This is a genomic window from Nocardia sp. XZ_19_385, assembly GCF_015355755.1.
Classification (GTDB): domain Bacteria; phylum Actinomycetota; class Actinomycetes; order Mycobacteriales; family Mycobacteriaceae; genus Nocardia.
The window spans coordinates 117,237-141,213 of sequence record NZ_JACVEE010000008.1 but is presented as its reverse complement, the minus strand read 5'-3'; the positions used below and the strand labels follow the sequence as shown (position 1 = coordinate 141,213).

The 23,977-nt window shown below is 67.8% G+C and carries 23 protein-coding genes; 8 read left to right on the top strand and 15 right to left on the bottom strand.

Translation table 11 applies throughout. The annotated features are described in order from the left end of the window. Positions 1-127: 127 nt before the first annotated feature. From IBX22_RS36390 to IBX22_RS36355, 8 genes are all read right to left on the bottom strand, one after another. Entirely contained in the window at positions 128-607 is a 480-nt protein-coding gene (locus tag IBX22_RS36390) for an arginine repressor (protein ID WP_194820376.1), read from the bottom strand. After that, complete coding sequence (gene argF, locus IBX22_RS36385) at positions 604-1,545, bottom strand: ornithine carbamoyltransferase (RefSeq protein ID WP_194820375.1); 942 nt, start codon at positions 1,543-1,545, stop codon at positions 604-606. The genes IBX22_RS36390 and argF overlap by 4 nt, the downstream gene beginning before the upstream one ends. Continuing rightward, positions 1,542-2,741, bottom strand: coding sequence for an acetylornithine transaminase (locus IBX22_RS36380; RefSeq protein ID WP_194820374.1), 1,200 nt, complete (start codon positions 2,739-2,741; stop codon positions 1,542-1,544). The genes argF and IBX22_RS36380 overlap by 4 nt, the downstream gene beginning before the upstream one ends. After that, positions 2,738-3,649, bottom strand: a complete 912-nt coding sequence (argB, locus tag IBX22_RS36375; RefSeq protein WP_194820373.1) for an acetylglutamate kinase — start codon at positions 3,647-3,649, stop codon at positions 2,738-2,740. Before argB ends, IBX22_RS36380 begins: the two co-directional genes overlap by 4 nt. Then, complete coding sequence (gene argJ, locus IBX22_RS36370; RefSeq protein WP_194820372.1) at positions 3,646-4,863, bottom strand: bifunctional glutamate N-acetyltransferase/amino-acid acetyltransferase ArgJ; 1,218 nt, start codon at positions 4,861-4,863, stop codon at positions 3,646-3,648. The genes argB and argJ overlap by 4 nt, the downstream gene beginning before the upstream one ends. After that, positions 4,860-5,918: an N-acetyl-gamma-glutamyl-phosphate reductase gene (argC, locus tag IBX22_RS36365; RefSeq protein ID WP_194820371.1), complete on the bottom strand. Its 1,059-nt coding sequence runs from the start codon at positions 5,916-5,918 to the stop codon at positions 4,860-4,862. The genes argJ and argC overlap by 4 nt, the downstream gene beginning before the upstream one ends. Positions 5,919-5,949: 31 nt before the next feature. After that, complete coding sequence (locus tag IBX22_RS36360) at positions 5,950-7,191, bottom strand: cation:proton antiporter (RefSeq protein ID WP_194820370.1); 1,242 nt, start codon at positions 7,189-7,191, stop codon at positions 5,950-5,952. Positions 7,192-7,354: 163 nt separating this feature from the next. Further along, positions 7,355-8,062, bottom strand: a complete 708-nt coding sequence (locus IBX22_RS36355) for a helix-turn-helix transcriptional regulator (RefSeq protein WP_194820369.1) — start codon at positions 8,060-8,062, stop codon at positions 7,355-7,357. Positions 8,063-8,126: 64 nt separating this feature from the next. Between IBX22_RS36355 and IBX22_RS36350 the strand changes: the two genes are divergently transcribed. From IBX22_RS36350 to IBX22_RS36335, 4 genes are all read left to right on the top strand, one after another. Further along, positions 8,127-8,825 carry a cytochrome P450 gene (locus IBX22_RS36350; RefSeq protein WP_228540171.1) on the top strand — a complete coding sequence of 233 codons (699 nt, stop codon included), beginning with the start codon at positions 8,127-8,129 and terminating at the stop codon, positions 8,823-8,825. A 362-nt stretch (positions 8,826-9,187) separates the two neighbouring features. After that, positions 9,188-9,967, top strand: a complete 780-nt coding sequence (locus IBX22_RS36345; RefSeq protein ID WP_228540170.1) for an isocitrate lyase/phosphoenolpyruvate mutase family protein — start codon at positions 9,188-9,190, stop codon at positions 9,965-9,967. 184 nt (positions 9,968-10,151) lie between these two features. Beyond that, positions 10,152-10,775 carry an adenylate kinase gene (locus IBX22_RS36340; RefSeq protein ID WP_194820368.1) on the top strand — a complete coding sequence of 208 codons (624 nt, stop codon included), beginning with the start codon at positions 10,152-10,154 and terminating at the stop codon, positions 10,773-10,775. A 75-nt stretch (positions 10,776-10,850) separates the two neighbouring features. Beyond that, on the top strand, positions 10,851-12,020 hold the full coding sequence (locus IBX22_RS36335) for an alpha/beta hydrolase (RefSeq protein WP_194820367.1): 1,170 nt from the start codon (positions 10,851-10,853) through the stop codon (positions 12,018-12,020). Between the two features lie 3 nt (positions 12,021-12,023). Here the strand turns inward: IBX22_RS36335 and IBX22_RS36330 are convergent, their stop codons facing one another. Next, on the bottom strand, positions 12,024-12,512 hold the full coding sequence (locus IBX22_RS36330) for a pyridoxamine 5'-phosphate oxidase family protein (protein ID WP_194820366.1): 489 nt from the start codon (positions 12,510-12,512) through the stop codon (positions 12,024-12,026). Positions 12,513-12,575: 63 nt separating this feature from the next. Between IBX22_RS36330 and IBX22_RS36325 the strand changes: the two genes are divergently transcribed. From IBX22_RS36325 to IBX22_RS36315, 3 genes are all read left to right on the top strand, one after another. Then, entirely contained in the window at positions 12,576-13,544 is a 969-nt protein-coding gene (locus IBX22_RS36325) for a YafY family protein (protein ID WP_194820365.1), read from the top strand. 65 nt (positions 13,545-13,609) lie between these two features. Further along, positions 13,610-14,575: a YafY family protein gene (locus IBX22_RS36320; RefSeq protein WP_194820364.1), complete on the top strand. Its 966-nt coding sequence runs from the start codon at positions 13,610-13,612 to the stop codon at positions 14,573-14,575. Between the two features lie 84 nt (positions 14,576-14,659). Further along, positions 14,660-15,319: a Clp protease N-terminal domain-containing protein gene (locus tag IBX22_RS36315; protein WP_194820363.1), complete on the top strand. Its 660-nt coding sequence runs from the start codon at positions 14,660-14,662 to the stop codon at positions 15,317-15,319. Here IBX22_RS36315 and IBX22_RS36310 read toward each other — a convergent pair. The 3 genes from IBX22_RS36310 to ppc all read right to left on the bottom strand — a co-directional run bounded on the left by IBX22_RS36310 (position 15,316) and on the right by ppc (position 20,633). Continuing rightward, positions 15,316-16,440, bottom strand: coding sequence for an FAD-dependent monooxygenase (locus IBX22_RS36310; protein WP_309234940.1), 1,125 nt, complete (start codon positions 16,438-16,440; stop codon positions 15,316-15,318). The two genes, IBX22_RS36315 and IBX22_RS36310, sit on opposite strands and share 4 nt — an antisense overlap. Before the next feature lie 61 nt (positions 16,441-16,501). Further along, positions 16,502-17,815: an amino acid deaminase gene (locus IBX22_RS36305; protein WP_194820362.1), complete on the bottom strand. Its 1,314-nt coding sequence runs from the start codon at positions 17,813-17,815 to the stop codon at positions 16,502-16,504. A 37-nt stretch (positions 17,816-17,852) separates the two neighbouring features. Continuing rightward, entirely contained in the window at positions 17,853-20,633 is a 2,781-nt protein-coding gene (gene ppc, locus IBX22_RS36300) for a phosphoenolpyruvate carboxylase (RefSeq protein ID WP_194820361.1), read from the bottom strand. Here ppc and IBX22_RS36295 point away from each other — a divergent pair. Next, entirely contained in the window at positions 20,632-21,258 is a 627-nt protein-coding gene (locus tag IBX22_RS36295; protein WP_228540169.1) for a nitroreductase/quinone reductase family protein, read from the top strand. The two genes, ppc and IBX22_RS36295, sit on opposite strands and share 2 nt — an antisense overlap. A 49-nt stretch (positions 21,259-21,307) precedes the next feature. Here IBX22_RS36295 and IBX22_RS36290 read toward each other — a convergent pair whose 3' ends face one another. From IBX22_RS36290 to IBX22_RS36280, 3 genes are all read right to left on the bottom strand, one after another. Next, positions 21,308-22,825 (bottom strand): hypothetical protein, encoded by a 1,518-nt coding sequence (locus IBX22_RS36290; protein ID WP_194820359.1) that lies wholly within the window; start codon positions 22,823-22,825, stop codon positions 21,308-21,310. Continuing rightward, a complete protein-coding gene (locus IBX22_RS36285) occupies positions 22,816-23,442 on the bottom strand; it encodes a hypothetical protein (RefSeq protein WP_194820358.1) in 627 nt (208 codons plus the stop codon). Before IBX22_RS36285 ends, IBX22_RS36290 begins: the two co-directional genes overlap by 10 nt. A gap of 117 nt (positions 23,443-23,559) precedes the next feature. After that, the gene (locus tag IBX22_RS36280; RefSeq protein WP_194820357.1) at positions 23,560-23,973 is read right to left on the bottom strand and encodes a VOC family protein; all 414 of its coding nucleotides are present in this window, start codon (positions 23,971-23,973) and stop codon (positions 23,560-23,562) included. Positions 23,974-23,977 lie beyond the last annotated feature (4 nt).

Here is a 23,977-nt window from a genome sequence, read left to right as displayed (position 1 = left end):
TGCTCCTCGAGTTGGTTTCGGTGTCGGCGCCCCCGTGCCGTTCTACAAATGATTATGCACGATGCTGCAATCCCATTCATAATCGGGGTGCGGGCTTCGCGCGTTAACCCTCGGCGGAAGTGTTCGCCTACGCGAGTTCCTCGATCTTGGCGGCCAGCTCGGCGCCGGTCAGGGGTTCGCGGGCGATGACGGCGATGGTGTCGTCGCCGGCGATGGTGCCGACGATGAACGGCAGGGAGGCGCGGTCCAGGGCGCTGGCCAAGAAGTGGGCGGCGCCGGGCGGGGTGCGCAGGACTGCGATGTTGCCGGAGGAGTCCGTGGAGACCAGCAGGTCGCCCAGCAGTTTCGAGAGGCGGTCGGTGCCGCCGGTGACGCCGCGGACGGGGCTGCCGTCCTCTGGGACCACGTAGACGCCCGCGCCGCCGTCGGCCGCGCGAAGTTTTACGGCGCCGAGTTCGTCCAGGTCACGCGACAGGGTGGCCTGGGTGGTCTCGATGCCTTCGGCGGACAGCAGCGACGCCAGTTCGGTCTGGCTGCGGACCGCGTGCGCGGACAGCAGTTCGATGATGCGGGACTGCCGTCCGGCGCGGGTGCGGGCGATGGTCAACGCGCATCACCGCGTTTCGCCAGCAGCCAGACCAGCAGCGCCTTCTGCGCGTGCAGGCGGTTCTCGGCTTCGTCCCAGACGACGCTGTGCGGCCCGTCGATCACCTCGTCGGTGATCTCCTCGCCGCGGTGCGCCGGAAGACAGTGCAGCACAGCGACATCCGACTGCGCCCGGGCGACCAGGTCGGCGTTGAGCTGGAACGGGCGGAACGGGCCGACGCGGTCCAGGCCGTCGTTTTCCTGCCCCATCGAGGTCCAGCAGTCGGTGACCAGCGCGTCGGCCCCTTCGGCGGCGGCGTCCGGGTCACCGGTGAGGGTGATGGTCGCGCCGGTCTCGGCGGCGCGCTTGCGGGCGGCCTCCAGGATCCACGGCAGCGGTTCGAAACCCGCTGGGGCGGCGATGGTTACGTTCAAGCCCGCGGTGACGCCGCCGAGCAGCAGCGAGTGCGCCATGTTGTTGGCGCCGTCGCCGAAGTAGGTGAGGTTGCGGCCCGCGAGGTCGCCCTTTTGCTCCTTCAGCGTCATCAGGTCGGCCAGCACCTGACACGGATGGAACTCGTTGGACAGCGCGTTCACCACGGGAACCGTTGCGGCCGGGGCCATTTCGTCCAGGCGCGCCTGTTCGAAGGTGCGCCAGACGATGGCGTCGACGTAGCGGGAGAGCACACGGCCGGTGTCGGCGAGGGTTTCCTCGCGGCCCAGCTGGGTGTCGCGCCCGTCGACGACGACGGCGTGGCCGCCGAGCTGGGCGATGCCGACCTCGAAGGAGAACCGGGTGCGGGTGGAGTTCTTCTCGAAGATCACACCCACGCCGCGCGGCCCGTCCAGTGGACGGTGCGCGAACGGCGACTTCTTCAGTTCGGCTGCGAGGGCGAGGATCTCGGCCTGCTCGACGGGGGTGACATCGTCATCCCGTAGGAAATGCCTGAGCTCGGTCATTTGGTTCCCTTCGCGTCTTCGACCGCACCGTCGAGAATCTCGGGCAGGTCGGCGACGAAGTTGTCGGCCTGGGTCTCGGTGAGCACCAGCGGGGGCGCGAGGCGGATGGTATCGGGCTTGGGGGCGTTGATCAGGTATCCGGCGGCCCGGGCGCGAACCTCGACCTCGGCCGAAATGTCTTGGGTCAGTCCGATTCCCAGCAGCAGACCGGCGCCGCGCACGTGGTCGATCAGCGGATGGTCCAGCCCTTCGATGCCGTCGACGATGTGCTTGCCCAGCGCTTCCACATGGGCGAGCAGGTCTTCGGAGTCGATGGTGCGCAGCACCGCCAGCGCCGCCGCCGCGCACACGGCATTGCCGCCGAACGTGGTGCCGTGCAGGCCCGGGGTGAGCAGGTCCGCAGCCGGTCCGGTGGCCAGCACCGCGCCGATGGGCAGGCCGCCGCCGAGGCCCTTCGCGAGGGTGATCACGTCCGGCACGATGCCGAAAGCCTGGTGCGCGTAGAACTTTCCGCACCGGCCGATGCCGGTCTGCACCTCGTCGAGCACCAGCAGCGCGCCGTGGCGGGCGGTGATCTCCCGGGCCCGGGCCAGGTAATCCATCGGGGGCACGATGACGCCGCTCTCCCCCATGATCGGCTCCAAGAACACCGCGGCGGTGTCGGAATCGACCACCGCTTCGAGGGCGTCCGCGTCGCCGTAGGGCACGTGCACGACACCGGGCGGCATCGGCTCGAACGGCGCGCGCTTGGCGGGCTGACCCGTCAGCGCCAGCGAACCCATGGTCCGGCCGTGGAAAGCTTCCTGGCAGGCAACGATTTTGGTGCGCCCGGTCAGCCGCGCGATCTTGAACGCCGCCTCGTTGGCCTCGGTGCCGGAGTTACAGAAGAACGCCCGCCCGTGACCGTCGCCGAAGTGCGACAACAACTTTTCGGCCAGCTCCAGCGCCGGCTCGGTGACATACAGGTTCGAGGTGTGCCCGAGCGTGCCGAGCTGGCCGGTGACCGCCTCGATGATCGCCGGATGCCCGTGGCCGAGCGAATTCACCGCGATACCGCCGAGGAAATCGAGGTAGCGCTTGCCGTCGGCGTCGTAGACCACCGCGCCCGAGCCGCGCACCAGCGCGACCTTCGGGGTGCCGTAGTTGTTCATCATCACGGTGTTCCACCGCGACTGCATTTCTTCGACAGTGCTCATGATTTCGTTCCGTCCGGTGCGCCGGCAGGCGTCACCATTGTTCCGATTCCTTCTCCGGTGAACAGTTCCAGCAGCACCGAGTGCGGCACCCGTCCGTCGATGACGTGCGCGGTCGGCACCCCGCCCTCGACGGCGCGCAGACAGGCCTCCATCTTCGGCACCATGCCCGCATCCAGCCGCGGCAGCAGCTTCGCCAGCTCGTCGGCGTCGATGCGCGAGGTCAGCGAGGAGCGGTCCGGCCAATCGGTGTACAGGCCTTCGACGTCGGTCAGCACCACCAGCTTTTCCGCACCGATGCCCTCGGCGAGCGCGGCCGCCGCGGTGTCGGCGTTGATGTTGTGCACCACACCGCCGGCGTCGGGGGCGATGGTGGAGACCACCGGAATCCGGCCCGCCGCAATGAGATCCAGCACCGCGTCCGGGTTGACCGAGGTGACGTCGCCGACCAGGCCGATATCGGTGGCGATGCCTTCCACGTCGACGGTGCGGCGCGTCGCGGTGAACAGGTGTGCGTCCTCCCCGGAGATACCGACCGCGTACGGGCCGTGCGCGTTGATCAAGCCCACCAGTTCCCGGCCGACCTGACCGAACAGCACCATCCGCACCACATCCATCACCTCGGGTGTGGTGACCCGGAAGCCGCCGCGGAATTCTCCTTGCAGGCCGAGCTTTTTCAGCATCGCGCTGATCTGCGGACCACCGCCGTGCACCACCACCGGGTGCACGCCGACGGTGCGCAGGAACGCCATGTCGGCGGCGAAGGCGCGCTTGAGGTCATCGTCGATCATGGCGTTGCCGCCGTACTTCACGACGACGATCTTGTCGCGGAACTTCTGCAACCAGGGCAGGGCATCGGCTAGGACGTGCGCCTTGTCCAAGGCCGAAAGGTTGTGCAGCACATCGGTCATGAGCTGTATGCCGAGTTCTCTTCGACGTAGCCGTGGGAGAGGTCGGTGGTGCGCACCATCGCCTCACCGGTACCGACGTTCAGTTCGACGAGCACCTCGATGTCCTCGCCGGACAGGTCGACCTCACGCGCTCCCGGAGCGCCGACGCTGTCGACGCAGACCGGATTACCGTTGAACGACACCGAGATCCGGTTCGCGTCCAGGGTGATCGGGGCGATGCCGACGGCGGCGAGCACCCGGCCCCAGTTCGGGTCGGAGCCGAAAAGCGCTGTCTTGACCAGGCTGTCGCGGGCGATGGCACGCGCCGCGATCAGTGCCTCGTCCTCGCTGACCGCACCCTTGACGTAGACCCGCACCCGCTTGGTGACGCCCTCCGCGTCGGCCATCAGCTGCGTCGCCAGGTCGTCGCAGACCGCGAGCACCGCGGCGTCGAGCTCCTCCTGCGACGGCGTGACGGCGCTGGCGCCGTTGGCCTGCAGCAGCACGGTGTCGTTGGTCGAGCAGGAGCCGTCCACGTCGAGCCGGTCGAAGGTGAGCCGGGTCGCCTTGCGCAGCGCGGAATCCAGCTGCTCGGGCGTGGCGACGGCATCGGTGGTGAGCACGACCAGCATGGTGGCCAGCGACGGGGCGAGCATGCCCGCGCCCTTGGCCATGCCGCCCACGTTCCACTTGTCCTTGTGGTGGAACGCGGCTTCCTTCGGCACGGTGTCGGTGGTCATGATGGCGTGCGCGGCGTCGGTGCCGCCGGAGATGCCGCCGCCCATTTCATGCACGATCTCGGTGATGCCGGGGAGCAGCTTGTCCATCGGGAGCCGGTCACCGATCAAACCCGTTGAGCAGACCGCGATCTCGCCCGCGCCGGTCTCGGCGCCCCAGTTGCTCAAGACTTTTGCCAATTCTTCGGCGGTCTGGTGGGTGTCCTGGAAGCCGCCGGGGCCCGTGCAGGCGTTCGCCCCACCAGAATTGAGAATGACGGCGCGCAACCGGCCGGAGGTCAGCACCTGCTGCGACCACAGCACCGGCGCGGCCTTCACCTGGTTGCGGGTGAACACGCCGGCCGCCGCGAATTCGGGGCCCTCGTTGAGCACGAGCGCCAGATCCGGCTTGCCGCTGGCCTTGATGCCCGCGGCGATACCCGCCGCCCGGAAGCCGAGCGGGGCGGTCACGCCCTGGTTCCGAACCAGCTTGCCAGAGTTGGTTTCGGTCGTCGTCACGGTGCCACTCCTACGGTGGAAAGTCCTTCGGTCTCTTCGAATCCGAGGGCCAGGTTCATGGATTGCACCGCGGCGCCCGCGGTGCCCTTGGTCAAGTTGTCGATCGCGCCGACCACCACGAGCAGACCCGCGTCGGCGTCCACCGCCACCTGCAAGGTGATGGCGTTGGAGCCGAGCACCGAACCGGTCTGCGGCAGCACACCTTCGGGCAGCAAGTGCACGAAAGGTTCGTCGGCGTAAGCCTTTTCGTAGACCGCACGGGCCTCCGCCGCGTCCACGGTGGTGCGCGCGGTGCAGGTCGCCAGGATGCCGCGCGGCATCGGGGCGAGCACGGGGGTGAACGACACCGCGACGTCTTGGCCGCCGGCTGCCTTCAGGTTCTGCGCGATCTCGGGGGTGTGCCGGTGCGCGCCCGCGATGCTGTACGCGCGGACCGAGCCCATCACCTCCGAGCCCAGCAGGCTCACATCGAGTTTGCGGCCCGCGCCCGACGTGCCGCTCACCGCGACGACGTGCACCGACGGCTCGATGATGCCCGCGGCGATGGCGGGCGCCAGTGCCACACTCGACACCGTCGGGTAGCAGCCGGGGACGGCGATCCGTTTCGCGCCGCGCAAAGACTCACGGCCGCCCGGCAATTCGGGCAGACCGTAGGGCCAGGTGCCGGCATGCGCGCTGCCGTAGTACTTCCCCCACGCGGCGGCATCCCGCAGCCGGAAATCCGCGCCACAGTCGATGATCACGGTCGACTCCGGCAGCGCCTCGGCGATGACAGCGGACTGGCCGTGCGGCAGTCCCAGGAAGACCACGTCGTGCCCGGCGAGTTCCTCGACGGTGGTCGGGCCGAGCACGCGGTCGGCCAGTGGCAGCAGATGCGGCTGGTGCGCGCCCAGCGTGGTTCCGGCGTTCGACCCCGCGGTCAGCGCCCCGATCTCGAGGCGCCCGTCTCGGTATCGGGGATGCGCCAGGAGTAGTCGGAGTACTTCACCGCCCGCGTATCCGCTCGCACCCGCGACGGCGACCCTTATTACGGATCCACCAGAGGAATCAGCCATGAAATGATTATGCATGATCATGCAAGCTCATTCATACTCGGGGCTCGACGGCTTCTAGATTCCCCCGGCCGATCACCCGGGCGATCAGCGGAAACAGCAGCACCGTCGTCGCGCCGGCGGCCACCAGTACCGAGGCCAGATCCGCATCCATCAAACCCGAACTCGTCGCCACCTGGGTAACCGCGACGATGATCGGCAAACCGGTCGCCGCGTACAGCGCCAATTGCGCCCGCTCCTTCGGGGTCGGCAGGTTCTCGCCGTGCGGGACGAACCGCTCGCTCAGCCACACCGGCACGCCGCGGGCGATCGCGATCGACAGCACGAACAGCACCCACAGCACCGGGCTGCTCAGCACGGCGGAAATATCGATACCCATCCCCGAGACCACGAAGAACACCGGGATCAGGATGCCGAACCCGATCGTCTCCAGCGCGGTCTCCACCTCCGGATGCGCGCCGGCGATCATCCCGCGCAGCACCACACCCGCCGCGAACGCGCCCAGCACCACATCGAGGTCGAAAGTCTCCGCGACCGCCATCAGCACCAACAGCAGGAGGAACACTCCGCGCACCGGCAGTTGCGAGGTGCCGCCGTTCATCCCGCCCAGAAGCCGGCTCAGCCACGGCGCGTTCTGGACGATGCGCTGCGGCACGAACCCGATCCACGCCGTGGCGACCGCGAAGAGCAGCAGCACCACGACCGCGGCCAGCGGACTGCGGCTGGTCAGCAGCACCGACATCGCCACAATCGGACCCAACTCGCCTACCGCGCCGTGCGCCAGCACCGCCCGGCCCAGCGGCTGATCCAGGAATCCGGCCTGCTTCACGATCGGCAGCAGCGTCCCGAGCGCCGTCGAGGTCATCGCGATGGCGACCGCGACCTTGGCGGTGAACCCCGCATCCGCGCCGGACTCGGCCAGCACCGCGACACTCACCAGCAAGAACGCGAAAACCAGGCAGCCCGCCCAGACCAGCCACGCGGTGTGCCCCGGCTTGCCGCGCAACAACTTCGGATCGAGCTCGTAGCCGGCGAGCAGGAACAGCATCCCGAGCCCCAACTCGCTGAGCAGATCGACACCGCCGTCCGTGCCCGCCCAGTGCAGCGCGTTCGGACCGATGATCGCGCCGAGGAGCAGCAGGATCACGACGTCAGGGATATAGCCGCGCAATAACCGCGACGCGATTGGACCGATGACAGCGATCAAGGCAATCAAGAACAGGGAGGTGATAGCCGTAGGGTGCACTGCGTCATGAGCCGCGCTGAGCAGGTCCATTGACCAATATTGGCATAGAGGTTCGAGAATTCGGCGGCTCCCACATCAGGCTGTGACATAGATTCACCAATAGATAGCCCCCAGGGTTGTACTTCTCTCGCGTGCGAAAGATCTCGCTGCGGCCGGTTCCGCCGCGTTGCGCCGCCGCAGACAGGCGATGCGTTCAGATCAGTGCCGCGGGCTGGATACCCAGAAGGTCCGCGAGGCCGGAGGCGCCGTGCGGGGTGACGCGGACAGCGCGGCCGGTGCCGCTGCGCTGGACCCAGTCGAGGTCGCGGAGGCGGCGGCAGAGGTGTGCGCCGGCCGCGCCGCCGAGGTGGGTGCGGCGTTCGGTCCAGTCCAGGCAGGGTTTTGCGAGGGGGCGGCGGGTTTTCCGGAGTTCGGCCGGGTCCACGCCGAGTGGGCCGGTGAGCCAGGTCAGGCCGGGGTCGGTGAGGGCGAAGCCGGTGGCCGGGTCGAGCAGGTCGCGGGCGATCATGGCGTCGGTGATGACTACGCCGAGGCGGCCGGCGAGGTGGTCGTAGCAGGTGCGGCCGCGAGCCAGGGCCTCCGACGCGGTGGCCGCGCGTAGCGAGGACACCCTGGGCTTTTGCGGTTCGAGGTGTCCGACCATCGCTTCGAGGAGTTCGGCGACCCGGGCGTCGGCCAGTTGCACGTAGCGGTGTCGGCCCTGGCGGCGTTCGGCCAGCAGCCCGCCCGACAGCAGGCGGTTCAGATGTTCGGTCGTGGTCGACGGGGCGACGCCGGCGTGGCGCGCCAATTCGCCTGCGGTCCAGGCGCGTCCGTCGAGCAGCGCCAGGCAGATTTCGGCTCGGGTGGAGTCGGCCAGCAGGGCGGCCAGTCCGGCCAGGTCAGCGCCGCGGGTTTGCATGCACCCAGGATGCGCCGCCGACGTTTCGGCCGCCACCGAAACAACGGCGGTCTACCTTCACGGCATGAACGCGACACTGCCGCTGATCACCGAGCCTGCGCGGGTACGCGAGGTACTCGCCCACTGCCCCATGCCTCCGGTCGATCGAGGCGCGACGACCGGGATCGCCTGGCTGCGAGCCCAGGTTCCGCGCTTCAGCAACGACGATGAGCATCGGCGCAGGCGCGCGCTGGTGGTCGCGGAATTGGAAAGGCTCGAACCGGATTCGCTGCGGATCGCGGCGCGGGCCGCAGACGGGCGATTGGCGCACGTCCGAGTGCTCGCCGACGCGCTCGGGCTGCACGGCATTTCCGCCGAGGCGGTGGAACTCGTTGCCGCACACTATCAACCGCACACACCCGATAATCCGGCCGCGGATCGAGCAGTTGAGGATCTCGTCGCGGCCTGCGGCGGTAGTGCCGATGAAGCGACAGCAGCCCGGATCTCCCTGCTCGTGCAAGCCTGCCAGGCAACAACCGACCTGCTCGCGAACGCCCGCATGCTGCATGACCAGATATCCGAGAATGATTGGGCTGCCGCGGTTCTCGCACGCACAATGGCTCACAATCCGCCGGTACGACGGACCCGCCGCATCGTCGATGGAGAACTGGTCGAACTCGACCTGACACAGGATGGACTTGGTTTCGGCTCGGGTCCGCACGAATGCCCGGGCCAGGCACACGCGCTGGCCATCGCAGCCGGGATCCTCGAGGCCCGCGCCTGACCAACAGCCACCCCTCCGCGAGCCACAGCGCGAAACCGACGAACTCGGTCGCGGCGCTGACGGCGAATGCACGGGCCATGCGCAAGCACTGACCATCGCAGCCATATTCGGGAGACCCCAAACCCGTGACCTCCGCCGAACCACAGCCCCGTGCACGACTTGGTTTCTGGCTGACCGACCCCTGCCAGCCCTTCGCGATGTATCTCCCCACCCGAGCCACAGCGGGTTATGGGCCCCGCGCTCGCCGCGAATGCCCATGGGCGACACACCGACTGGCTATCACAGACATCCCAACTGTCGCGCCGAAGACTGACACCGCTTCCGACTTCGTAGGCATTTCCTCACAGCAGAAGGTAGACACAATGGCCTCCAAGGCGACCATCTTTCGCGAGCTGCACCATCGTGGTCAGCCGCTCGTCCTGCCCAATGCCTGGGACTTCGCGTCGGCGGCAATGCTTGCGGCCGAAGGCTTTCCGGCGGTCGGTACCACCAGTCTCGGGGTGGCGGCGGGTGCCGGGCTTCCCGATGGCACGGGTGCTACTCGCGACGAAACCTTGCTCCTGGCAACGTGTCTCAGTCGACTGGAAGTGCCGGTGACCGTAGATATCGAAGGTGGGTTCAGCGAAGACCCCAGTGAGGTTGCCGAATTCGCCTGGCAGCTGGCCGGACTCGGAATCGCTGGTGTCAATCTGGAGGACGGGCGCTCGGACACTGCGCTGGCTGATCCCGGCCAGCAAGCGGAATTGATCGCGGCGATCAAAGCTCGCGCACCCGAGTTGTTCATCAACGCGCGCGTCGACACCCACTGGCTCGGGCTGGATCCCGACTCCACCCTCGGCCGTGTCGCGCAGTACGAAAAATCGGGCGCAGACGGCATTTTCGTCCCCGGGTTGACCGATCCGGAGCAGATCCGGACGGTGGTCCGCGCGACCCACCTCCCGCTCAACGTCCTCTACTCGAGCACCGGCCCCTCGGTCGCCGAACTCTCGGGCTTGGGTGTCCGCCGCATCAGCACCGGATCGCTGCTCTACCGAGCCGCTCTCGCAGCGACCCTCGACGCGGCGCGCGCTGTCCGCGACGGGGGCGCGGTGCCCACCGGAATCCCGAGTTATGGCGGCATCCAGGCGTTCACCCCGCGGTAGGCGCGTCGCGCAGACACTTTGCTGCCCGTCGGACGGCGCACCTGACAGCATCAGCGACCGCGTGCCTCCGCATGAACGCGGATGGGCCGGGCAGCCCGTGTGGTTCCCCGGTTCCCGCGCATTCCTCCAGTAATCTCGAATCCGGTTCGGGCGCAAAGGCTGTGCCCCTATAGGGAGGACAGCTATGCGACTGGTTCTGGTGGGGCCGCCTGGTGCGGGTAAAGGGACGCAAGCCGAGATCCTTTGTGAGCGGATCAATATTCCGCAGATTTCGACCGGGGAAATGTTGCGCGCCGCGCAGGCTGCTGGTGAGCTGCCCGAGCATTTGGGGCGGCAGATGTCCGAGGGTGGGTTGCTGCCGGATGAGGTGGTGCTCGAGTTGATCGGCAAGCGGCTGACCGAGGCGGATTGCCGGTCGGGGTTTTTGCTGGACGGCTTTCCGCGGACCGAGACGCAGGCCACCGGGCTGGATCGAATTCTCGAAAAGCAGGGCGCCGCGATCGATCTGGTGGTGGCGCTGGAAGTGCCGGCGGAGCGGTTGATCGAGCGTGCCGTTTATCGCCGTGCGGACAAACGCACCGGGAAGATCTACCACCTGAAATCCAATCCGCCGCCGGCGGGCGCGGAGCTGGAACATCGTTCCGATGATCACGAGGATGTCGTGCGGCAGCGCATCGAAAACTATGCGGCGATGACGGCGGAATTGCTCCCCTTCTACGAAAAGCGCGGAGTGCTGCGACGCGTGGACGGGGTGGGCGACGTGCAGGCAGTCGCGGAACGGGTGCGGGCGGTACTACCGCCGGCCTGAGCATCGAACCGGGTCCGCGAGTGGGCGCGGCGTGCCGGACCCGGAAACCGCAGGGGGCCGTGGGTTAATGAGCGAATGGTGATCCGCTGGATTGTTGCCACCCTCGGGTTGGCACTGGCCGCGTTGCTGGCGTCCATCACGTTCGTGATCGCCTGGGCCGATATTCCGCCACGCCTGATCCCGCTCTCACTGCTGGTCAGCAACTTCGGACTGTATTTGCTTCCGGTCGGCCTACTGGGGCTCGGAATCAGCGCGATCCTCTTGCAGCAGCGCAATGCCAGGGTATTGCGGATAGTCGGCAAGCTGGTCGGAATCGTGTGCGTGATAGCGATGATCGCCGCCTGCTTTCCGCTTGTCGCCTCGTGGCGGGAGGCGCACCGGCGTGGCGCGGAATTGTCGGTGCTGGATTACCTCACCGGCGGGTCGAATTCCGGTAAGCCGATGGAATCGATGTCTACTACCTACGCGACCGTCGACGGCACCAATTTGCTGCTGGATCCGAAACTTCCGTCCCGCGCCGCGGAAAGTCCGCGCCCGGCGGTGGTGTGGGTGCACGGCGGGGGCTGGTCCGAGGGTGATCGGGGCGAAGCGCCGCGGTGGCACAAGTGGCTCAACGACAAGGGCTATGCGGTGTTCGCCATCGAATACCGGCTCGCGCCCCCGCCGCGCTGGAATCAGGCGCCCGGTGACGTGAAATGCGCGGTGGGCTGGGTCAAGCAGCACGCGCGGGAGTTCGGCGTGGATCCGGAGCGAGTGATGCTGGCCGGCGGCTCGGCGGGCGGGAACCTCGCCCTGCTGGGCGGATACGCCGACGACCGGGTGCCGCCGAGCTGCCCGGTGGGCGACACCTCGGTGCGCGCGGTCGCCGCGTTCTATCCGCCGGCCGACCTGGCCCTCGGCTACCGCGACTCCGGCGATCCGGAGTACGCGCGAAAAGCGTTGCGGGACTATATCGGTGGTACGCCGGAGGAGTTCCCGGACCGATACGCCGCCGCCTCACCGATCACCTATGTCCGGCCCGGCGTGCCGCCCACCCTCCTCCTGCACGGGACCCGGGACCACATCGTCGCCTACGCGCAATCGGCGCTGCTGGCGGAAAAGCTGAAAACCGCAGGGGTGCAGCATGATCTGCTGCCGATCCCCTACGGCGACCACGTCTACGACTTCAGCTGGGGTGACTGGGGCACCCAGATCTCCCGTCAGGTGTTCGCCCGATTCCTCGACCGCCATTTCCCGGCGGCCTGACCGTCACTTCCGCACGACGCGCTCGCCCTCGCCCGGCTTCCAGATGGTGATCGCGAGCTGGTTGTCGGCGGCCTCGATACACGATGCGCCGGTGAGGTCGGCGACGTAGAAGTGGTCGAACTCCTCGCCGCGAATGTCGAAACCCGATTCGTCGAACAGGTCCTGGGCGAATCGGGCGTGTACCTGCTTGTCCTGTAGGTCGGTGACGGCGCCGAAGAGTTTCACGTCGCCGTCGCCGACCATGGGATCGATGGTGGCGGTGTGCAGACAGAACCGGGGGTCGCGCTCCAGGTCCTTGAACTTCGTGGTGTTCGGCATGCCCGCGAGCACCAGCATGCCGTCGAAGAGCCGCGGTTCGATCGGGCTGATACGCGGGGAACCGTCGGCGCGGACGGTGCCGAGCATGCAGAGGTTGTCGGTCGCTTTGTGCCGACTCGAGAACAGGGCCGCGATTTTCGGTGCTTCCTGGACGAACTCGCTCCAAACGGTCATGTCAGCAACGCTACGAGCCAACCTTGACATCTACTGTCAAGTTTTCCGGATAATCTCGAAACCATGCGTGCGAGCCGATTGGTGCAACTTCTCCTGCTGCTGCAGACCCGCGGCAGGGTCACCGCTCCGGAGCTGGCCGCGGCGCTGGAGGTCTCGGTGCGGACGGTATATCGCGACGTAGAGGCGCTGTCGGAGGCGGGAGTTCCGGTGTACAGCGAGCCGGGGCGGCTGGGCGGTATCCGGCTGGTCGACGGTTACCGGACGCGGTTGACCGGGTTGACCTCGGAGGAAGCCGACGCGGTGCTGCTCGCCGGACTCCCCGGCGCGGCCGCCGACCTCGGACTGGGCACGGTGCTCGCGACCGCGCAGCTCAAGGTGCTCGCCGCCCTGCCGCCGGAACTGCGCGGGCGAGCCACCCGGGTCGCCGAGCGCGTGCATATCGATGTGCCCGGCTGGTTCCATCGCCCCGAGGAGACACCGACCCTGGCCACCATCGCCGACGCACTGTGGCACGACCGCAGGCTGCAGGTGACCTACGGACGCAAGGACCGGGAGGTCGAACGCCTGCTCGATCCGCTCGGGCTGGTGCTCAAAGCGGGTACCTGGTATCTGGTCGCCCGTCATCGCCACGACATCCGCTCCTACCGGGTCGGCCGGATCACGGTCGCCGAGCAGACCGATGAATATTTCACCCGCCCAGAGGATTTCGATCTCGCCGCACATTGGGCCGAGGCACAGGAAGGCTTCGCGCAATCCATGCTGCGCGTACGCGCCCGCTGCCGCGTCCGGGCCGATCACATTCGACTACTCCGGCTGAGTTTCGAACCCGCCGCCGTCACTGCGGCTTTGGCGTCGATGAGCGAACCGGACGCGGACGACTGGGTCGAGGTGGAACTCGCCTCCGAATCGTATCCCGTTCTAGTGCACAGTATTCTGCCGCTCGGCGCCGGTGCGGAGATCCTCGATCCGCCGGAGCTGCGCGCCCAGCTCGCCGCGATCGCCGCTGGCATGGCAGACAACTACCGCCAGTAACCGGCATGCCGACAGTAGAGGTGTTAGGACCGTCTCGTTCCTAAGTATCTGGCATTCTCGGATTCATGTTGGAAACCTCGGCGCGACTACTGAAACTGCTGGCCCTGCTGCAGACCCACCGCGATTGGACCGGCACCGAGCTCTCCGAACGGCTCGGCGTCACCGGGCGCACCGTGCGCCGCGATGTGGAGCGGCTGCGGGAACTCGGTTATCCGGTGCACGCCAACCAGGGCACGGCCGGATATCGGCTGGGTGCCGGTGCCGCGCTGCCCCCGCTGCTGCTCGACGACGAGGAGGCGGTGGCGGTCGCGGTGAGTCTGCGCGGCGCGTCCGATGGCAGTGTCGCCGGTATCGAGGAGGCGGCGGTGCGGGCGCTGAGCAAGCTGGAGCAGGTGCTGCCGCCGCGATTGCGGCATCGCGTTCGCACGCTCCGGGGCGCGACCGTCCGGGTCGGCACACCGCGAGCGACCGTGGAACCGGACACGTTGATGGCCATCGCCGAGGCCTGCCAGCGCCGGGAGCAACTGCGTTTCGACTACCGTGCGCACGGCGGTGCCAGCGGTATCCGAAAAGTGGAGCCGCACAGCCTCGTTCACTTCAGCCGCCACTGGTACCTGGTGGCCTGGGATGTCGATCGCGGAGACTGGCGCACGTTCCGGGTGGATCGGCTGACCCCGCGCATACCGACCGGTCCCCGTTTCACGCCGCGGGAACTGCCGGAAACCGATGTGGCGACCTACCTTTCGCGCCAGCTGTCCGTGCGTACCTGGCCGTATCAGGCGACGGTGCTGCTGCACGTGTCCGCGGATGACGCCAGCGCCCGGGTGTGGCCGGGGATGGGTGTGGTCGAGGCGTTCGACGAGCACAGCTGCCGCCTGCACGTCGGCGCCGATACGCCCGAAGCCCTGGTCTGGATGATCGCGTCCTCCGATCTCGACTTCACCCTGCTCACCGGCCCGCCCGAACTCGTCGCGGCGCTGCGCCGGCAGGCCGAGCGCTGCTCGGGCGCGGTGCGCGAGTTCCCGGAGTAGCCTTCGCGTCGCTGAATCCGGCGGCGGCGGAGGAAATCCCCACTACGATGGAACCCGACGACAGCTTCCGGACTGGGAGGCGCATTGTTCGAGAAATTCACCGATCGAGCTCGCCGCGTAGTGGTGCTCGCGCAAGAAGAGGCGCGCGCGCTCAACCATCACTTCATCGGGGCCGAGCATCTACTCGTCGCGGTGCTGCGGGAAGCGGAATCCGAAGAGAACTCGCCAACCGCCAAAGCGCTGCACCTGCACGGGTATACGCCATCGGCCGCGGTCGAACGAGTCGGGCTGCAACCCGACACCGGCTCCGAAGCCGCACCGGAGTTCCTACCCTTCACCGACGGAGCCAAGGAAGCGTTGCAGGCCTCGCTGCGCGAATCGATAGCGCTGGGTCACACCGCGATCACGCCGGACCACGTGCTGCTGGGCATCATTCGCAGCGAGTCCGCGCACGTCGACTCCCCCGCCGCCGCGGCCATCACCACACTCGGGCTCACCGCCGAGGACCTGCGCCATCCCGTCGGGCCGAGCCGCCTGCAGCTCGCACCGCTGGTCCGGACAGCATTCCTGCATGCGAACGACGAGGCCGTCCGGGCTGGTAGCGAGGTCGTGGGCGCAGAGCACCTGCTGCTCGGCCTACTCGACGCCGACCCGGAACTGGCCAAACGCGTCTTCGGGGCGCTCGGCGTGGACACCGACGAGGTCACCGCGAAGGTCCGCGGCATCGTCACCGGTACCGACTAGGGCTTCCAGTCCAGCACCGGCGCCATGGCTTTCACCTGCGCGGAGGCCGGAACCAGCCGGAGCAACGAGTCGCGCAACCAGGCCAGCGGCGCCCACGAAAGCTGGGCGACCATCCCTGCCCGGTTCGAGCGGGCGGCGATCATTTGCGTTCGAGGTCGGCGCAGCTCGTCGTATCGGGCGAGGTTTCCACCCTCCCGCATGACCTTGGCCAGCACGACCGCGTCTTCCAAGGCTTGGCAACCACCCTGCCCGAGGTTCGGCGTCATAGCGTGCGCGGCGTCTCCGAGCAGCGCGATACGTTCGGCCACAAAGGTTTTCAGGGGCGGTAAGTAGTAGAGATCATTCTGCAGGACAGCGGATGCCTCGGCGGCCTCGAGCAAGCTCGGGATCGGCGCGTGCCAGGACCCGAAGCGGCGTTTCAGTTCCTCGAGGCCGTCGGTTTTCGTCCCCGCGGGCAGATTCGCGGTGGCGTAACAGTAGACGCGGCCATCGCCGAGTGGCGTGAAGCCGAATCGTTCGCCGTGGCCCCAGGTTTCACCGAGGTCGTCCATCGGCTGGGTGGGAGTCAACACCATGCGCCAGGCAGTCGCACCGGCATACTTCGGGGTGATCTGGCCGCACACCGCGCGCCGGACAACGCTGTTGATGCCGTCCGCACCGACAACCAGGTCACCGGTGGAGGTGCCCTCGGAATGTTCCACGCTGCCGCCGGAGTGCGCCTCCGTCACCGAAATGCCGGTGCGCACCGCGTCTTCCGGGATCGCACGCCGGAGAATGTCGACCAGATCTGCGCGATGCACCATGACCGGCAAGCCGTACCGGTCTCGAATAGCGGCTGTGTCAGGGCGGGCCAGCCAGCCGCCCTTGCTGTTCCGGATCCCGACGGCGCCGTGCTCGCGCGCGTGCGCCCGCGCCTCGTCACCGAGACCGAGAGTATCCAGCGCTCGAAGAGCATTGGGAAACAACGACAATCCCGCACCGACCTCGGTGATCTCCGGCGCCCGCTCCAGCACCTCGACATCCCAGCCCTGCCGGTGGAACGCCACAGCGGTGGCCAGTCCACCGATACCGCCGCCGACGATGATCACCTTCGACATCGCAATCCCCACTCTCTCCAGCACGTCGACCGAGCGTATGCCGACCGTCCGGAATGCGGTACCAGCAGCCCGGTGGTACCCGGGGTCAGAAGAAGGTGTGGACGAGGTCTACTACGCGGGGACGGCGGGCGTCCGCGTCGTCGATGACGGGGATCAGGCGCCACTTGTCGAAAGCGGTACAGGGGTGCGAGAGGCCGAGGCGCAGTACCGTGCCGACCGGGAGGTCGTCGGCGGTAGCGTTCGGCATCCGGAGGAAGGCGTGCTGGTCGGCGAGCTTGCCGATGGCCATCGAGTCGAGCATGCCATCCACACCGGAAAGGTCTTGCGTCACAACATGTTGCGGTACCGGAAGCCCTGAATCGAAGGGCACGTCTCGGCGGCCCGCGTCCAGCAGTGCGAGGCCGGGTTCCGGGCGGGACAGGACGCGGGCCCAGGCGTGCATGGCCGCGCGCAGCGGGCGAGCGCTGCGCTGCGGGATGAGCGGGGAGACCTCGGCATACAAGCCGTCGTCGTGAATAAGGTACGCGCCGGAGCGCAGCACGACCGTGGTCGGAACCCCTTGCGCACCTTGCTCATCCGCGAGACCGGCGAGGTGTTCGAGCACCAGATCCTGGTAGGAGCTGCCGCCCGCGGTGACGATCGCGTCGTCCCGGTAGCGCCCCGCGGCGGCGAATTCGCGATGCAGGCGGGCGACGTCGTCCAGGTAATGCCGCAGGGTCGCAATCGATTCCGGTGTGCGGTCCCGCGCCAGCGCTCCCTCGTATCCGCCGACGCCCGCCAGGATCAGCCGATCGGCGCGCTCGATCGCCGCGGCGATGGCATGACCCTCCTCGATCGTGCGGGCCCCGGTACGTGCCTGCGCGCCACCGAGTTCCACGAGGACCCGGATTCGGCCGGTGCCGGGCGCGGCGCGCAGCTGCTGGTCCATCAATGCGACCGTGGCGACGCTATCGGCCCAGCAGACGAATTCGAACGCCGGATCACGCGCCAATTCCTCGGCGACCCAGCGCAATCCGTGCGGATCGACCAGCGTATTGGCGAGCACGATGCGGCGCACGCCGAACGACCGCGCCACCTGCACCTGCCAGGGTGTCGCCAAGGTGATGCCCCAGCAGCCCGCCGCCAATTGCTCGGCCCACAACTGCGGGGCCATCGTCGTCTTGCCGTGCGGGGCCAATCGCACCCCGGCGGCTTCGGCCAGCTCGCCCATGACCGCCAGGTTGTGGGTCAGCGCCGACCGATCGAGGGTGAACACCGGTGTCTGGAAATCGTCGAGATGCGGTTCGGTATCGAGGAACTCGCGCGCAGTGCGCCCCCATGCCGCCGCGGGCACACTCTTGTGCTCCGGTCCGAGCACCCGGTCGCCCAGCGCCGCCACTGCCTTCTCGTCGATCTCCACAACATTCCTTCCGACCGAAGTTCACCGGCCACGTCGTCTAGCCCGAGTTGCGCAGGGCGGTGGCCAAGCCGTTCATGGTCAGCAGAATGCCACGCTTCACCAGGTCGCTGTCGTCACCGGAGCGCAAGCGGCGCAGCAGTTCCACCTGCATCTGGTTGAGCGGCTCCAGGTAGGGGAAGCGGTTGTGGATGGACTCGGCCAGGGAGGCGTTGTCGGCGAGGAGGTGGTCGTTGCCGGTGATCGCGGCGTGCATCCGGACGGTGCGGGCGTGCTCGTCGCGGATCATCTCGAAGATGGTGTCGCGCAAGGTTTTGTCGTCGACCAGGTCGGCGTAGCGGGCGGCGATGTCGAGGTCGGACTTGGCCATCACCTGGGCCAAGTTCGACATGACCGTGCGGAAGAACGGCCACCGCCGGTACAGGTCGGAGAGGGTGGCCAGGCGCTGCGGATCGTCGCCTACCCACTCTTCGAGGGCGGTGCCGGTGCCATACCAGCCGGGGAGCATCACGCGGGCCTGGCTCCAGGCCATCACCCAGGGGATGGCGCGCAGGTCGGACACCGAATTGGTGGGTTTGCGGGAGGCGGGGCGGCTGCCGATATTGAGGTCGCCGACCTCGGCGACCGGGGTCGACTGACGGAAATACTGGACGAAGCCGGGGGTTTCGTGCACCAGGCGGGCGTAGGCGGCGCGGGCGCGGGCCGCGAGGTCGTCCATGAGTTGGTAGGAGGGTTCGGCGTCGGCGCCGAGACCTTCCACATCCAGCAGGGTCGACTCCAGCGTGCCCGCGATCAGTGATTCCAGATTGCGGTGTGCCGCACGGGGTTCGGCGTACTTGGCGGCGATCACCTCGCCCTGTTCGGTCAGGCGCAGCGAGCCGTGCACGGCGCCGGCGGGCTGGGCGAGGATGGCGTCGTAGCTGCGGCCGCCGCCGCGACCGACCGTGCCGCCCCGACCGTGGAACAGCCGCAGCCGAATTCCCGCTTTGCGCGCCACCTCGACCAGGTCCAGTTCGGCGCGGTACAGCGCCCAGTTCGCGGCGAGATACCCGCCGTCCTTGTTGGAGTCGGAGTAGCCGAGCATGACTTCCTGGCGCATACCCCTGGCGGCCACCAGATCTCGGTACACCGGCACTTCCAAGGCCGCCGACAGTGTCGTTGCGCCCGCGCCGAGGTCCTCGATGGTTTCGAACAGGGGCACGATTCCCACCGTGCAGCTCGGGGCGCCGTCCGGCGGGCCCGGATCGAGCAGGCCGCCCTCTTTGAGCAGCAGCGCGGCCTCGAGCATGTCGCTGACGGAGGTGCACATACTGATGATGTAGTTCGGTATCGCCTCCGCCCCAAGGGTTTCCACGACTTCGGTGGCGGCGCGGACGATGCCGAGCTCCTTGGTGGCGAGTTCGCTCAACCGTGCGTGCGGGCCGAGCAGCGGACGACGGGTGCGCAGTTCCGCGGCGAGCAGCTCGACCCGCTCGGCCTCGGCCAGGCTCGCGTAATCGGAATGCACACCGGCCCAGGCGAATATCTCGGCGACGACCTGCTCGTGCACCTCCGAGTTCTGCCGCATGTCCAGGCCCTGGAGGTGGAATCCGAAGGTCTCCACGGCATTTCGCAGCGCGGCCAGGCGGTCGTCGGCCAGCAGCCCGTCACCGCTGGCGCGCAGCGAGGCGTCGATCGCGTCCAGGTCGTCGAGCACCGCGCGGGGCGCCGGATACGGATCGACCCCTTCGATGCGACCGGCCAAACCATCGGCGGGCAGGCTACCGAGCGCCTGCTGCGCGGTGACGGTGAGCCGGGCCCGAACCGCGTGCAGCGCACGGCGATACGGTTCGTCGGCATGCACCAGCGGGTCCGCGTATCCGGCGGCGGCCAATGCGGTCACCTCCGGCGACACCTCGGCCAGCCGCGCCGACAGCGACAGCGACTTCTCCAGCTCCACCAGTACCCGCAGGTAATGCCCGAACGCCACGCCAGCGGCTTGTTGTGCGGCCTGGCGCACCACCTCCGCTGTCACATAGGGGTTTCCATCGCGGTCGCCACCGATCCAGGAGCCGGGTCGCAGGATCGGACGCGACAGCAGTTCGGTGTCCGGCCATCGGGACCGCAGCGCCGCACGGACTTCGGCGTTGATCGCCGGGATCACATCCAGCAGGGTCAGCTCGTAGTACCGCAGCCCCACCGCGATCTCGTCCTGAATCCGCAAGCGCGCCAAACGGATCAGCGCCGTCCGCCACAGCGCCAGCACCTGCCGGCGGATCTGCAACTCGAAATCGGCGCGCTCGGCCTCGGTTTCGTCGTAGCGCTGCCGCATCCGCATCAGATCGGTGATGCTGGTCTGCACGTCGAATACGGTGCGACGGCGAGTCTCGGTGGGATGCGCGGTGATCACCGGGGACACCAGCGCGTCCACCAGCAGGTCGGCGACCTGGTCACCATCGAGCCGCGCCGCGTCGAGTTTGCGGTAGGTGGCGGCCAGCGACGAATCCTGCGGCGGCTCTCCGGCCGCCACGTGCGCGGCCCGGCGCCGATCGCGCTGAATATCCTCGGCGAGATTGGCCAGCAGCACGAAATAGCTGAACGCGCGGATCAGTGGGATCGCGGTCTCGATATCCACCCCGGAGAGCATGTCCGCGACCGCGCTGCGCTCCACCTCCTCGCGGCGGATCCGGAAGGCCTCGATGCGCACCCGCTCGATGAGATCGAACACCTCCGGGCCTTCGTGGTCGCGGATGGTGTCGCCGAGCACGCCACCCAGGAACCGGATGTCGTCGCGCAGCGGCCGGGTCGCGTCCTGTGCTGAGTCGATCCGCGATACGGTCATGCCCTCGACCCTACTGCGGTTGATCTTTCCGGGAGCTCAGGGACCGGCCGGTGCAATCGAGTTCACAGCGAGACGGCGGCGCGCCCGGGCCGGTAGCGTGACCGGCGGCAAGCGAGCGAAGAGCGAGGTCGACATGGTCGATAACCACCCCACCGGCATCAGTCTCAGCGGACGCCTGGCCAATTTCGGCAGCACCCGCCTGACCGGCCTGAGCAAACTGTCGGGCCGAGTCCACCGGCACGTCTACGACCGCTTCGGCGGCACCCGGTTCGGCAAGTGGATGGGCAAACCGGTCTTCGAACTGACCGTGATCGGCCGCAAGTCCGGCGAGCCACGCTCCGTCATCCTGATGCTCGTCCGCGACGGCGACGACCTGCTGGTCTGCGGCTCCTTCGGCGGCCGCCCCACCGCCCCGGCCTGGTGGCACAACCTGGTCGCCGCCGGCCGTGGGACGGTCCGGATCGGCCGCGACAGCTGGTCCGTCACCGCCCGGGTGATCACCGACCCGGACGAATACGCCACCCACTGGCGCACCCTGGTCGCGGGCTACCCCGACTTCGAGACCTACCAGGCCCTCAGCCCCCGCAAACTCCCCATCGCGGTGCTCAGCCGGACCGCCATCTGAATCGACCGCAAGTCCTTGCTGTGCAACGCTTCAAGCCCGCCGGGGGGTACTACCGCGCGCGGGTCAGGGCCAGATTCAGCACACCGACCCGGAATTCCGTCTCGGTGACCACGACTGCGGTGTCGGTGAATCGGCTGTCGGCGAGGGCATTGATGAGGTCCCGGATCGGTGCCGGTTGTCGAGACAGTGAGGCCAGGATGTCTTGGGGTACTTCGATGGTGCCGTCGAAGTGCCTGGGCTGGGTTGTGATGCCCGGTAGTTGCGGTGTCTGCCGGAGCCCATCGACGGTGTGCAGGATCAGATCGAGTTGTGTGCCGTCGCCGAAGGTCATCCGCAGGGGTGTAGGGGTATTCGCGACGTCGAAGTGCTCGATCGAGGCCGTCCAGCCCGTGGCGGATTTTCCGGTGTAGCTGTATGCCGAGGGCGGGATCGAAGGATCGACTGGCGCGCTGCCGTTGGGCAACCGCGTGCCGGAGAGCGGTTGATCGGTGGCTACGAAGGTCCACTCGTTTGCGGTGAGTTGCTTGGTCCAGTAACCGGTACGCCCCGCGCTGCGGCCTTCGACGCGGAGTTCCCTTGCTTCCGAACCGATTCCGGTCTTGTGGACGGAGATCCGGTCGGTGATCTCACCGGGGATCCGGGGCTGGGACGCCCACGCGGGTGCTGGGAGTTGGATGGCGGCGGTGTTCTGGTCGACGCGCTCGGAGAGCATGTCCGGAGCCTCGGGCAGGCCGCGCTGATCGGCGTAGGAGTAGCGGAAGAAGACCTTGTCGGCGCCGGAGATGTCGAAGTCGAACAGGCGGGTGTAGAGGTCGCCGGATTTGTTGATCACCAGCGAAGTCGAGCCGCTCGTGGATAGCGCGACCGCGCGGAATCGTCCGCCCTCGGGGGTCGCCATCTCGTAGCTGTGGTCGAGCGGCAGCCACGGATCGATGTAGCGGATGCGGCTGCCGCCGTCGGTGAGCGCGAAGACATGCGAGACCTTGGCGCCGCCGACAGGGTGGTCGTTGCCGGCGGTGTCGCGCCAGACGTGATCTTCGTTCGGCGACAGCACCGACCAGGTCCAGTCGAGAGTGCCCGGGGGCAGCGCGTTTCCGGGACCGGTCCACAGCGGGGCGCCGAAGCGGCTGCTCCAGTTCCAGTCCTTGGGCGCGCTCAGGGCGTGGTCCATGGTGAAGAAACGGCCGTCGTGGTCGATGGCCATGACCTCATCGTCGTCCGCCGATACCCCGCGGATCCGGCCTTCCATGCAACCGGGAAGCGGTAAGGCGCGCCAACCACCTTGGGCCGCAGCTTCTTTCACGTAGATCCGGCCGTCGCGCGCGGCGAAGGACCAGCGGCGGTTGAACGATTCCGTCGACGTCCGGAACACGACCTGCGCGGGCAGCCCGGTTTCGGCGAGCGGCAACGCCTCGAATCCGGCGGAGCTGTTGTCCACGCCGATCTCGGGTGTGCCGACCGTGCCGACCAGGGCGCATCCGGTGTCCGCCGCGGCGGTCGGCAGCGGCGCGGTGGCGAAGACGAGCCCGGTGAGCAAGGCCAATATGCGCGCAGTCGTCACAGCCATCCCAGCGTCCCGAAGACGATCACGGCCACGGCGTCGATCCCCAGGATCGTGCCCACCGCTATGGCTTTCGCGCGCACCGTCGCCAGATCGTGCACCCAGAAACAGGCGGCGAAAAACGGGACGTAGCCGATCAGGAAGATCAGGAACGGGAAGCTCGGCTGCCACCAGGACCAATCCCAGGTGAGCACACCGGCTTTGTTCAGCAGCACCTCGATGCCCACCGCGGCGGCGGAGTTCAGCGCGATCAGCACCGGGCGGTTCGGTAATCCGAAGATCCGGGTTTCCTTGGGCGGCAACATCTTCGCGGCCGCCACACCCATGATGGCGAACATGAAGCAGATCTCGATGTTCAACCCGATCAGCAGCTGATACGCCGTGGGACCGCTGGCGCCCCAGACCGGCGCCCGGCCGGTGACGTGGAAAACCAGCGAGTTCCAGATCTCGTTGAACAGGTCCATGCCCCAGAGCGCGAGACCGCCGAACAGCACGTTCCAGTTCCGTCTTTCGACCTCGACGGAATACACGTAGACGACGAGCAGCAGCAGGGGGATGACGTACCACTTGAACTGGCTGCTGTCGCGCACGAGCTCCAGCGCTTCCCGAGCATGATCGGTCACTGGCGTACCTCTCTTCCGATGACCGTGAACGGAACGAGTGTTTACAAATCAACACTGAATGTCAACCTGTAACCCAGATTCTGGGAAGCGAGGCGTAAAGCGTTCAAACGAGCGTGATCAGCCCATGAACTGGGAGAAGCGCAGGTGATTGCCCCACGGGTCGACGAAACCGCAGTCGCGCATGCCGTACGGCTGGGTGATCGGCTCCTGCGCCACCACCGCGCCCGCGTCCCGCAACCGCGAGAACGTGGCGTCACAATCGTCGGTGGTGAAGATCAGCGTGCCCTGCGCCCCGCTGGCCAGCCGCGCCTGCGCCGCATGCCGGCGCGCCTCGTCCGGCACCATCTCCGGGACCTCGAGCAGGAACTCGATGGTCGGCTGGGCGGCCGGGCCGACGGTGAGCCAGCGGACGCCGGCGAACGGCATGTCCTGGCGGACCTCCAGGCCGATCACGTCGCGATAGAACTCGAGGGCCTGCTCCTGGTCACCGACCAGCACGGAGACGTGGGTGAGGGCGAGGTCTTTGCTCATTGCT